This is a genomic window from Hominisplanchenecus faecis, assembly GCF_020687205.1.
Classification (GTDB): domain Bacteria; phylum Bacillota; class Clostridia; order Lachnospirales; family Lachnospiraceae; genus Hominisplanchenecus; species Hominisplanchenecus faecis.
This window is the reverse complement of record NZ_JAJEQE010000001.1, coordinates 185,784-198,425: the sequence shown is the minus strand read 5'-3', so window position 1 is coordinate 198,425 and position 12,642 is coordinate 185,784. Positions and strand designations below refer to the sequence as shown.

Here is a 12,642-nt window from a genome sequence, read left to right as displayed (position 1 = left end):
GGGCAGAGGTGGAAGTGCAGTAATGTATGGAGCTGACTGCTACTAATAGGTCGAAGGCTTAACCAAGCACGAGAGTGTAAGGTTCAGGATAGAAAAAAGATGTAGGATTTATGGTCTGTATGCGGTTTTGAAGGTATATGAATAGGTTCCGTAAATAATCAGAAATGGTTATTTACGGTTTTTTTATTTATTTTCAAATGTTTTTTAAATATAAACAGCTTTCTAAGAAATTTTATACACAAATGTTGAAAAATTATGCTGTATATAATAAAATGATGCAGTGTCAAAAAGTCTTATCTTAGTTGCAAGATAAGGCATGGGCACAACATAGAAATTGTGTTATGATATATATTACAGTTTACAGACAAGATATTTGACAAATTTAGAATGTAAATGACAGAAAGGGAAAAACATGGCAGAAGAAATAAGACAGGAAATTCAAAAATCCGCACAGGAGGCAGATCTGGTATTGGTGGGAATCGGAACAGAATTCAGTAAAAAAAATGCCAGGAAAGAAGAGATCATGGAAGCTTACCGGAAACTGGCGGATCTTTTAAAAGGAAAAAATTATTTTTTACTGACGGTAAACACGGATGATCTGATTTTTGAATCAGCAATCGATTCGGAACGTATCGTAGCACCATGCGGCAGCGACAAGACCGGCAATGTGGTGACAAACGATGACTACGATGAGTCCTGGTATATGCCACAGTGGGAGAAATATACGAAGTGGCTCCAGGGAACCGTAAATAAAAAGGTATGTGTTTTGGAGCTTGGTGTTGGTTTTGAATATCCGACGGTGATCCGTTTTGCTTTTGAGAAGATTGTATATTTTAATCAGAAATGTCATATGTACCGTATTCATGAGAAATTTGCACAACTGACTCCGGAAATCAAGGATCGAACAACGGCAGTAAAAGAAAATGCAGTAAAGCTTTTGCTTGAGGATGGAGCAGATGTCAGATAATCATCGACAGGATTTTGCAAATATGATATGATGATGTGGGAGAGAATTGCGTAGTAATGAGTGACAGAATTTACTTGTAACACTTATATCATATGATAGGTATAAATATATATCCTCTGGCAGATTGCAGAGATATTCTTGAATTTGAGAGGTGATAAGAAGCGATGATAGCGATTATTGATTACGATGCCGGTAACCTGAAAAGTGTGGAAAAAGCTTTGCAGAGTATTGGTGAAGATACGATCGTTTCCAGAGACAGGGAAGAGATATTGAGAGCAGATAAAGTGATCCTTCCGGGCGTAGGATCATTTGGTGATGCCATGCAGAAGCTCAGAGACTATAAACTGGACGAAGTGATAAAAGAAGTAACCGAAAGCGGAAAGCCATTTCTTGGTATCTGTCTTGGATTGCAGCTTCTGTTTGAGAGAAGTGAAGAAACACCTGGTGTAGAGGGACTTGGTATTTTAAAAGGCGAAATTTTGAGAATCCCAGATCATGAAGGGCTGAAGATTCCGCATATGGGATGGAATTCTCTGGAGCTTATCAATCAGGGCAGACTGTTTCAGAATCTTCCGGCAGATCCGTATGTCTATTTCGTGCACTCTTATTATCTGAAAGCAGAGGAGGCAGAGATCGTAAAGGCGACTACCTGGTACAGCACCACGATCCATGCATCGGTAGAAAAGGGAAATATTTTTGCATGTCAGTTCCATCCGGAGAAGAGCAGTGATGTCGGACTGCAGATCCTGCGGAATTTCGCAGCGATCGGAAAGGAGGAAAACGGATATGTTTACGAAAAGAATCATTCCATGTCTGGATGTTCATAACGGCCGCGTGGTAAAAGGTGTGAATTTTGTGAATCTGCGGGATGCCGGGGATCCGGTGGAGATTGCGGCAGCTTATGATAAGGCCGGAGCCGATGAACTGGTATTTCTGGATATCACAGCCTCTTCGGATGCCAGAAATACGGTTGTTGATATGGTACGAAAAGTAGCTGAGAAAGTATTTATTCCATTTACCGTCGGCGGAGGCATCCGAACCGTAGAAGATTTTAAGGTGCTTCTGCGTGAAGGGGCAGACAAGATTTCCATCAATTCTTCGGCGATCAATACACCGGAGCTGATCAGTCAGGCGGCAGATAAATTTGGCAGCCAGTGTGTGGTTGTAGCGATTGATGCAAGAAGAAGAGAAGACGGAAGTGGTTGGAATATCTACAAAAACGGCGGCAGGATCGATGTCGGTATCGATGCGGTAGAATGGGCAATGAAAGTGGATAAATTGGGTGCAGGAGAAATTCTTCTGACCAGTATGGACTGCGATGGAACAAAAGCAGGTTACGATCTGGAACTGACCAGAACAATTGCAGAAAATGTTTCCATACCGGTGATTGCGTCCGGAGGAGCCGGCACGATGGAGCATTTTTATGATGCACTGACGGAAGGAAAAGCAGATGCAGCTCTTGCAGCGTCTCTCTTCCATTATAAGGAGCTGGAAATCCGTCAGGTAAAAGAATATCTGCGAGATCGGAAGGTACCGGTAAGACTGTAAGAGAAGTATCATTAGAAAAATATAGCAGTAAAATGCCAGGATAAGGAGGCAAAATTATGGCACCGATCAGTAATGACTGGCTGGAACCGCTGAAACCGGAGTTCCGTAAGCCATATTATGCAAAATTATATAAAACAGTGATGGATGAATATCATACGAGAAGAATTTATCCTCCGGCAGATGATATTTTTAATGCATTTGCCTTAACACCACTTAAGGATGTCAAAGTTGTAATTTTAGGGCAGGATCCTTACCATGGGGATGGACAGGCACATGGACTTTGTTTTTCGGTGAAACCAGATGTAGAGATACCGCCGTCTCTTGTAAATATTTATAAAGAACTGCACGATGACTGTGGCTGTTATATCCCGGATAATGGGTATCTGACGAAATGGGCGAAACAGGGCGTATTGCTGCTGAACACGGTTCTGACCGTGCGTGCACATCAGGCAAATTCCCACAGGGGGATTGGATGGGAAGAATTTACCGATGCAGCAATCCGCATCCTGGATCAGCAGGATCGTCCAATGGTATTTCTGCTGTGGGGCAGACCGGCTCAGATGAAAAAATCCATGCTGCACAGAAATCCGAAGCATCTGATCCTGGAAGCACCGCATCCAAGTCCGCTTTCAGCATATCGCGGATTTTTTGGCTGCAAACATTTCAGCCAGACAAATGAATTTTTAAAAGCAAACGGTCTGGAGCCAATTGACTGGCAAATCGAGAACCGTGCGGAGCAAAAGACAGAAGAATAAGCAGAATCGTTTGAAGTGACCAGACTTCATAGAGCGTATAAAGAGTATCAGAATACAAAAAAGCAGAGTACATGATTTTGTTATCATAGTGGCTCTGCTTTTTTATACTCTGGCATTTTGTTATTTTTTCAGGTTTTTATTTGCTGTGGAGAGCATCAGTTTGATTCGGTTCAGCTGATTTACTTCACTGGCACCTGGATCGTAGTCGATGGCAACGATATTGGACATCGGATACTGATGACGCAGTTCTTTGATGACACCTTTGCCGACTACGTGGTTCGGCAGGCATCCAAATGGCTGTGTGCAGACGATGTTGTTGACACCGCTGTGGATCAGCTCTAACATCTCTCCGGTCAGGAACCAGCCTTCACCGGTCTGATTTCCGTTGGAAACGATCGGTTTTGCATAACCAGCCAGATCCTGGATATGTGCAGGTGGATCAAAATGTTTGCTTGCTGCAAAAGCTCTGGCAGCCGGTTTGCGGAAATATTCTAACAGAGCGATACCGGCATTTCCAATGGTTGCGGAAGATTTCTTCATGCCAAGATTTTCAGCTTTAAAGTTCGTGTTGTAGAAACAGTAGAGCAAAAAGTCGATCAGATCCGGCATCACCGCTTCAGCCCCCTCGGATTCCAGCAGATTTACCAGATGATTGTTGGCAGCCGGCAGGAATTTTACCAGAATTTCTCCTACAATGCCGACGCGAGGTTTTTTCTCATCTGTAATCGGCAGGTTATCGAAGTCATGGATAATATCACGGCACAGCTTTTTGAACTGTCCCATAGTCGGATGCTTGGAAGAGACAAAATCTTTGCAGACTTTTTCCCATTTTTCATGCATGGCATTTGCGGAACCTTTGACTTTTTCATAAGGACGCATACGGTAGAGACAACGCATGAAAATATCGCCGAAGATCGCACCGTACAGACCACGCATCACAAGACTGTAGCTGATTTTAAATCCCGGATTTTTCTCAAGACCGCTCAAATTGATGGAGATGACAGGGATCTGTTCCATGTCTGCCTTTTTCAGGGCACGGCGGATAAAGCCGATATAATTGCTGGCACGGCAGCCGCCGCCTGTCTGGGAAATCAGAACGGCAGTCTTGTTTAAGTCATATTTACCGGACAACAAGCTGTCCATAATCTGGCCGACAACGATCAGAGAAGGATAGCAAGCATCGTTGTTGACATATTTCAGTCCCATATCCACAGCCTGACGGTCATCGTTCTGCATGACAACGAGGTTGTAACCGGCTGCACGGAATGCAGATTCCAGGATGTTAAAGTGGATCGGAGACATCTGCGGGCAGAGGATTGTGTAGTCTTTTCGCATTTCTTCGGTAAATACAACACGGTCGAAATTGGAAGCGACGATCTCACGTGGCAGATTCTGTTCTCTGCGGATACGCAGGGCAGCAATCAGGGAACGTACACGGATACGGGCAGCTCCTAAGTTGTTTACTTCATCAATCTTCAGACAGGTATAGATCTTGCCGGAGTTTGAAAGGATATCGTTGACACAGTCTGTAGTAACGGCATCCAGTCCGCATCCGAAAGAGTTCAGCTGGATCAGGTCAAGATCATCTCTTGTCTTGACAAAGTTGGCTGCGGCATACAGACGGCTGTGGTACATCCACTGATCCATAACGATCAGAGGGCGTTCCGGCAGATTGCGGTTGGATACAGAATCTTCGGTCAGAACAGCCAGACCGTAAGAATTGATCAGTTCCGGGATGCCGTGGTTGATCTCAGAATCGATGTGGTACGGGCGGCCTGCAAGCACAATGCCGTGGCGGCCGTTTTCTTCCATCCATTTTAAAGTTTCTTCGCCTTTGTCGTACATCGCCTGCCTTGTGCGGGCAAGTTCCTGCCATCCGGTCTTTACAGCGGCACGGACTTCCTCTTTTGGAATGTCAGGGAAGGCTTTGATCATCTGTTTGCAGATGGTATCTTCACTAGCAAAAGAGAGAAACGGATTTTCAAAACGGATCGAGCCGTCTTTTAACTCATCAATATTATTTTTGATATTTTCCGCATAGGATGTTACGATCGGACAGTTGTAATGGTTGTTAGAGTCCGGGAATTCATTTCGCTCATATGGAATACACGGGTAGAAAATGAAAGGAACTCCCTGTTTGATCAGCCAGGTTACATGTCCGTGGGCAAGCTTTGCCGGGTAGCATTCGGATTCGCTTGGAATGGACTCGATGCCAAGCTCATATATCTTTCTGGTGGATGGCGGAGAAAGTACCACGCGATATTTCAGAGCCGTGAAAAATTCAAACCAGAATGGATAATTTTCGTACATATTGAGGACACGCGGGATGCCGACGGTACCTCTTACTGCTTCATCTGCCTCCAGTGGTTTGCGGTCAAACAGAAGCTTGTTCTTATATTCGAACAGGTTCGGGATTTTCTCTTTATTTCGCTCTTTTCCGATACCACGCTCACAGCGGTTTCCGGTCACAAACTGACGGCCCCCGGTAAAACGGTTGATGGTCAGGCGGCACTGGTTGGTACAGCCTTTGCATTTTGCCATGGTGGTCGTGAACTGCAGATGATTGATCTTGTCGATGGAGAGCATGGTGGTCTCTACACCGTCCTGATAACGCTCACGGGCGATCAGTGCAGCACCGAAAGCACCCATGATACCGGCGATATCCGGGCGGATTGCTTCACATCCAGCAATCTTTTCGAAACTGCGAAGAACGGCATCGTTGTAGAACGTACCGCCCTGCACAACGATGTGTTTGCCAAGCTCAGAAGCATCGGAAACTTTGATTACTTTATAAAGAGCATTTTTGATAACCGAATAAGCAAGCCCGGCAGAAATATCAGCGACTTCTGCCCCTTCTTTCTGAGCCTGTTTTACCTTTGAGTTCATAAATACGGTGCAACGGGTACCAAGGTCGATCGGGTTCTTGGCAAAAAGAGCGGCTTTTGCAAAATCCTGTACACTGTAATTCAGAGATTTGGCAAACGTTTCGATAAAAGAACCGCATCCGGAAGAACATGCTTCGTTCAGCTGTACACTGTCAACGGTCTGATTTTTGATCTTGATACATTTCATATCCTGACCACCGATATCCAGGATGCAGTCTACATCCGGATCAAAGAATGCAGCGGCATAATAATGAGATACCGTCTCTACTTCGCCCTCGTCGAGCAGGAGAGCGGCCTTGATCAGTGCCTCGCCGTAACCGGTTGAACAGGAACGGACGATCTTGGCAGTGTCAGGCAACTTTTTGTAAATATCCTGGATTGCACGAATCGTAGTCTTTAACGGGCTGCCGTTGTTGTTACTGTAGAAAGAATAAAGCAGAGCACCGTCTTCTCCGACCAGAGCAGCTTTTGTCGTGGTAGATCCGGCATCAATACCAAGATAGCAGTTTCCTTCGTACGTTTCCAGATCGCCAGTCATAACGTTATACTGACTCTGACGTTCTGAAAATTCCTCATATTCTTCTTTGGAGGCAAACAAAGGATCCATACGGGCAACCTCAAATTCCATGTGGATGGTGCCGGAAAGTTTCTGGATCAGTGCAGAAAGGGATGTTATAACATCCTCCTTATAATTAAGGGCTGAACCGATTGCAGCAAACAGGTGAGAATTTTCCGGTGTGATCGCATGTTCGTCATCCAGCTTCAGGGTGCGGATGAAAGCAGCTTTCAGCTCTGTTAAAAAATGAAGCGGTCCGCCTAAAAATGCCACATGTCCGCGAATCGGTTTTCCGCAGGCAAGACCGCTGATCGTCTGGTTTACAACGGCCTGGAAAATAGAAGCCGACAGGTCTTCTTTCGTAGCCCCTTCGTTGATCAGAGGCTGAATATCTGTCTTAGCAAATACACCGCAGCGGGCGGCGATCGGATACAGAGCTTTATAATTTTTTGCATAGTCATTCAGCCCAGAAGCGTCGGTCTGCAGAAGCGAAGCCATCTGATCGATAAAGGATCCGGTTCCGCCGGCACAGATACCATTCATACGCTGCTCTACATTTCCACCTTCAAAATAAATAATTTTTGCATCTTCACCGCCAAGCTCGATCGCTACATCTGTCTGCGGAGCATAGTCCTGAAGAGCAGTAGAAACAGCAATAACTTCCTGAACAAAAGGAATACCAAGATGCTTGGCAAGGGTAAGACCGCCGGAGCCGGTGATCATCGGCGAGAGCGAAAGTTCACCGAGGCTGTCATATGCTTTTTTCAGAAGTGCAGAGAGCGTCTCCTGGATATTGGCATAATGGCGTTCATAATCAGAGAAAAGAAGTTCGCTTTTCTCATTCAAAATAGCAACCTTAACGGTTGTGGAACCGATATCGATTCCTAAAGTATGAAGTTTTGTCTGATTCGTATTCATATTCATAAATTTAAAATCCTTATGTAATGATGTTTGATCCGGGATCCGGACAGAAAACAGGCGTTTCCTGATCCACCTATTATAATAGGAAAAGATACCCGAAAAAAGATACAAAGTTCATTATACGACAAACTTTTTGAAATATCAAATGTTTTGATGATGTTTCGCATTTTTTTAGGACAAAAAAATAAAGTTTTCCTTAAGCAAAAATATTGTAATTCATCGCATAATGTGGCATAATGGAAAAGTAAATGCTTAAAAATCAAAATAGGAAAACGGATACGAGGACAAGGAAAAGAAAAAGATACAGAGGAGAAAACTATGCAGATATTTTCAATGATTTTATCACTTCTATGTGGAGTAGCACTGTTTTTATTCGGAATGTCACTGATGGGCGACGGACTCAAGATGGTCGCCGGAAATAAACTGGAAGCATTTTTATATCGAATGACGAACACGCCGATCAAGGGTGTGGCACTTGGTACGGCAGTTACCAGTGTGATCCAGTCATCTTCGGCAACGACAGTTATGGTGATCGGTTTTGTAAACTCCGGTATGATGAAGCTGAAACAGGCGATCGGTATCATCATGGGAGCCAATATTGGTACCAGTATCACAGGATGGATCTTGTGTCTGTCCTATATTCAGGGTTCCGGCGGGATCGCAAGCATTTTTTCAACAGCGACGATATCTGCCGTTGTAGCAGTGGTCGGTATTATTTTCCGCATGTTTGGGAAACGCTCCGTACATAAAAATATGGGCAATATCATGCTGGGTTTTGCTGTTTTGATGACAGGTATGCAGATGATGAGCGGGGCCGTTTCTCCGCTTCGTGAAAACCAGATGTTTATCAATATGCTCACAATGTTTTCCAATCCGCTTGCCGGTATCCTGGTCGGTATTTTATTTACCGCAGTGCTACAGAGTGCTTCTGCGACCGTTGGTGTACTGCAGGCGTTGTCCGTGACCGGAATCCTGACTTTTGCAAGCACGTTCCCGATCGTACTTGGTATCGGTGTCGGTGCAGCCTGTCCGGTTCTGATCTCTGCAATCGGAGCAAATAAGAATGGTAAAAGAACAGCCCTTGTTTATCTGATCAATGACCTGTTCGGACTGATCATGTGGGCAGTGGTCTTCTATTCCCTGAACGCCGTGATCCATTTTACGTTTATGGATCAGGTGATGACACCGGTGAGCATTGCACTTTTAAATACCGTATTCCGTCTGGTGACTGTGTGTATTCTGTTCCCGTTTATCAATAAGATCGAAAAACTGGTGTGCTGGCTGGTGAAAGACAGTGCCGAAGAGCTGGAAGACGAGGCAGATTTCGATCTTCTGGAGGAACGTCTTTTGAGTTACCCGGCATTGGCGATCGGACAGTGTCACCGTGCCATGAACGGTATGGCAAAGAAGGTCCGCAAAAACGTAAATCGTGCCATGAACCTTTTAAATGACTATCAGCAGGACAAGTTTGACAAAGTCCAGAGAAAAGAGGACTTGATCGATAAGTATGAAAGCCGTCTGGGTGAATATCTGGTTCAGCTCACAAAAAGAGAGATGAATACGGCACAGACAAGACAGGTTTCCCTGTATCTGCATACGATCAACGACTTTGAACGTATCGGAGACCATGCATCCTATATTGCCCATATGTCAAATGAAATGCATGAAAATCATACCCAGTTTTCGGAAGAAGCATGGGATGAGCTAAATGTTGCTATGGAAGCCGTGCGTGAAGTAATCAATATCACTTACGATGCTTTTTTGAATGATGACAAAGAAGAGGCACAGAGAATTACACCGCTTGGTATGGTTATCGGCAGACTTTGCGATGAACTGAAAATGCATCACGTAGCCAGAATGAGCAAAGGCGGATGCGGTCTGGAAGAAGGAGCAGTCTTTACCGACCTTCTGAACAGCTTCAATCGTATCGCATCCCACTGTGCAAGTGCAATGGTGGCATTGCTTAAGGGCGATGAAATGGACACAGATATCCATATCCATGACTCCAAAATCTATCCGACGGATAATTGGGAATATTATTCTTATCTGAATGAATATAATCAGAAGTATGATATCAAAAGCAAGAGCGAGAGCCATATCAGAAGTATGGAGCCGGAAGAAGTAGAATAGAAAAGTAAAAAGATATCCGTTCGGATCAAAACCAGCGGATTTCTTTTTTTTAAAACAATGCAGCAGCTGACGGAGTGGAATCGCTGCTTCTGGCAGAGCAGGCACCTGAAATCCAGATTTAGGATATGAAAAAATAAATATATAAATTATTCAAAAATATCAGGGGGAATGCAGATGAATTACAAAGAGAAAAAACGTTCCATGTTTTTTGGTCTGCCGTGGACTTTTACGTCTTATACGGTGACAGAGGAAATTATCACAGTGGACACAGGGCTGTTCAAGAAAGAAGAAAATGACTGTTACTTATACAAAGTCATTGATGTACGTCTGGAAAGTACTTTGTTGGAGCGTATGTTGGGGCTTGGAACGATCCATTGTTTTACGGGTGATGTGACGGATCCGGATCTGAAACTGCTCCACATCAAACACGCAAAAGAGATCAAAGACTACATTTTAAAACAGTCCGAGCAGGAAAGAATGAAAAGAAGAACCGTAAATATGCAGCATCTGGATGGCAATCCGGGGATGAGCCAGATGGCAGAAAAAGACAGCTGCAGATAGCAAGGAAGGTAAAGGCAGTGTTGATAAAAACAGCACTGCCTTTTTGGTGGTTGTTCTTATCAACAGCCTGAGAGTTGCACTGATGCTTCATTCCGGATTCGGTACACGTAAGGTTTGTAAGTGTGATGTCTTAAGAAACAGAAAAAGTACAGAACAAATATTCGATTTTGTTCTGTACTTTTTTCTTTATGAATGATATACTGATTGGGTAACAATACTAAGCAAGGAAAAACGTGACAGCGTGCAGACTTATGTTTTGTTTCGCGTGCGTTTAACTTAAATTGTATAGAAATAGAAGAAATATGACTTACTCAGGAGGTCTGTATGGATCATTTTGAATTAGTATCGGAATACAAACCGACCGGTGACCAGCCGGAAGCAATCAGGGAGCTGGTTGAAGGATTTCGGGAAGGAAACCAATGTGAGACATTGCTTGGAGTTACCGGCTCCGGAAAGACATTTACGATGGCAAATGTTATTCAGCAGCTGAACAAGCCGACACTGATCATTGCTCATAATAAGACACTTGCGGCTCAGTTATATGGCGAGTTTAAGGAATTCTTCCCGGAGAACGCAGTGGAATATTTTGTCTCCTATTATGATTATTATCAGCCGGAGGCGTATGTACCGTCTTCTGACACTTATATTGCGAAGGATTCTTCCATCAACGATGAGATTGACAAGCTGCGTCTTTCGGCAACAACGGCACTGGCGGAGCGGAGGGATGTAATCATCATTTCCAGTGTATCCTGTATCTATGGGCTGGGCAGCCCGGTGGATTATAAGAATATGGTACTGTCTCTGCGGCCCGGTATGGAGAGGGATCGGGATGAGGTGATCCACAAGCTGATTGACCTGCATTATGATCGAAATGATATGGATTTTCATCGCGGAACGTTTCGCGTGCATGGCGATGTGCTGGAGATTTTTCCGGCAGAATCGGATGAATATGCGTATCGTGTGGAGTTTTTCGGAGATGAGATCGACCGGATCACCGAGATCGATGTGCTGACCGGAAAGAGCCGCTGTGCACTGGAACATATCGCTGTTTTTCCGGCATCGCATTATGTTGTGCCGATGGATAAAATTCTGGAGGCTGCGAAACATATAGAGGAAGAGCTGGATGAGCGTGTACGCTATTTCAAGAGAGAAGATAAATTGATTGAAGCACAGCGAATTGCGGAACGGACAAATTTTGACATTGAGATGCTCAAAGAGACCGGATTCTGTTCCGGGATTGAGAATTATTCCAGACATCTGTCAGGGCTGGAGCCGGGAGCTACGCCGCACACGCTGATGGATTATTTTCCGGATGACTTCCTTATTATAATAGACGAGTCACACAAAACAGTCCCGCAGATTGGGGCGATGTATGCGGGAGATCAGTCCAGAAAAAGTACGTTGGTAGACTATGGTTTCCGTTTACCGTCTGCGAAGGATAACCGACCGCTGAATTTTGAAGAATTTGAAAATAAGATCGATCAGATTCTGTTTGTATCGGCGACACCGGGACAGTACGAGGCAGAACATGAACTTTTGCGTGCTGAGCAGATCATAAGGCCGACCGGACTACTAGATCCGAAAGTAGAAGTACGTCCGGTCGAAGGGCAGATTGATGATCTGATCGGAGAAGTCAACAAAGAAGTCGAAAAAGGAAATAAGATTCTGATCACAACACTGACAAAGCGTATGGCAGAGGACTTAACCGATTATATGAAAGAAATCGGCATCCGTGTTCGTTATCTGCATTCGGATATTGATACGCTGGAACGAACAGAGATCATCCGGGATATGCGGCTTAATGTATTTGATGTACTGGTCGGTATCAATTTGCTGCGAGAAGGTCTTGACATTCCGGAGATTACGCTGGTTGCCATTCTGGATGCGGATAAAGAGGGATTTTTGCGTTCGGAGACTTCACTGGTGCAGACGATCGGCCGTGCAGCACGAAATGTGGACGGTCATGTGATCATGTATGCGGATGTAATGACAGATTCGATGAAAGCGGCAATCGAGGAAACCGAGCGAAGAAGGACAATCCAAGAGAAATATAATAAAGAACATAATATAACGCCGCGGAGCATCAAGAAAGCGGTTCGCGATCTGATCAGTATTTCGAAAAATGTAGAAAAAGAGGCTGAGCCGGAAAAAGATCCGGAATCCATGAATTGCAAGGAACTGGAGAGCGAGATTGCGAAAACGCAGAAACAGATGAAAAAAGCGGCAGCAGAGCTTGATTTTGAAAAGGCAGCAGAGCTTCGTGATCGTATGATCATGTTGAAAAAGCATTTGCAGGAGACAGAAGAGTAGGAGGATATT

The 12,642-nt window shown here is 44.4% G+C and carries 8 protein-coding genes; 7 read left to right on the top strand and 1 reads right to left on the bottom strand.

The window, feature by feature from the left end; translation table 11 throughout:
• The first annotated feature begins 412 nt into the window (after window positions 1–412).
• The 4 genes from LKD42_RS00855 (at window position 413) to ung (ending at window position 3,270) form a co-directional block, all read left to right on the top strand.
• Complete coding sequence (locus tag LKD42_RS00855) at window positions 413–967, top strand: hypothetical protein (RefSeq protein WP_147632549.1); 555 nt, start codon at window positions 413–415, stop codon at window positions 965–967.
• A gap of 164 nt (window positions 968–1,131) precedes the next feature.
• Window positions 1,132–1,794, top strand: coding sequence for an imidazole glycerol phosphate synthase subunit HisH (gene hisH / locus LKD42_RS00850; RefSeq protein ID WP_248834527.1), 663 nt, complete (start codon window positions 1,132–1,134; stop codon window positions 1,792–1,794).
• Window positions 1,754–2,515 carry an imidazole glycerol phosphate synthase subunit HisF gene (hisF, locus tag LKD42_RS00845; RefSeq protein WP_147632551.1) on the top strand — a complete coding sequence of 254 codons (762 nt, stop codon included), beginning with the start codon at window positions 1,754–1,756 and terminating at the stop codon, window positions 2,513–2,515. Before hisH ends, hisF begins: the two co-directional genes overlap by 41 nt.
• A 56-nt stretch (window positions 2,516–2,571) precedes the next feature.
• Window positions 2,572–3,270 (top strand): uracil-DNA glycosylase, encoded by a 699-nt coding sequence (ung, locus tag LKD42_RS00840; protein WP_173866855.1) that lies wholly within the window; start codon window positions 2,572–2,574, stop codon window positions 3,268–3,270.
• A gap of 120 nt (window positions 3,271–3,390) precedes the next feature.
• On the opposite strand, the gene LKD42_RS00835 is transcribed toward ung, so the two are convergent.
• Window positions 3,391–7,635, bottom strand: a complete 4,245-nt coding sequence (locus LKD42_RS00835) for a 2-hydroxyacyl-CoA dehydratase (protein ID WP_248834526.1) — start codon at window positions 7,633–7,635, stop codon at window positions 3,391–3,393.
• 315 nt (window positions 7,636–7,950) lie between these two features.
• Between LKD42_RS00835 and LKD42_RS00830 the strand changes: the two genes are divergently transcribed.
• The 3 genes from LKD42_RS00830 (at window position 7,951) to uvrB (ending at window position 12,633) form a co-directional block, all read left to right on the top strand.
• The gene (locus LKD42_RS00830) at window positions 7,951–9,762 is read left to right on the top strand and encodes a Na/Pi cotransporter family protein (protein WP_022119018.1); all 1,812 of its coding nucleotides are present in this window, start codon (window positions 7,951–7,953) and stop codon (window positions 9,760–9,762) included.
• A gap of 174 nt (window positions 9,763–9,936) precedes the next feature.
• Entirely contained in the window at window positions 9,937–10,323 is a 387-nt protein-coding gene (locus LKD42_RS00825) for a PH domain-containing protein (protein ID WP_173866857.1), read from the top strand.
• A 324-nt stretch (window positions 10,324–10,647) separates the two neighbouring features.
• Window positions 10,648–12,633 (top strand): excinuclease ABC subunit UvrB, encoded by a 1,986-nt coding sequence (gene uvrB, locus LKD42_RS00820; RefSeq protein ID WP_248834525.1) that lies wholly within the window; start codon window positions 10,648–10,650, stop codon window positions 12,631–12,633.
• The last annotated feature ends 9 nt before the right edge of the window (window positions 12,634–12,642 follow it).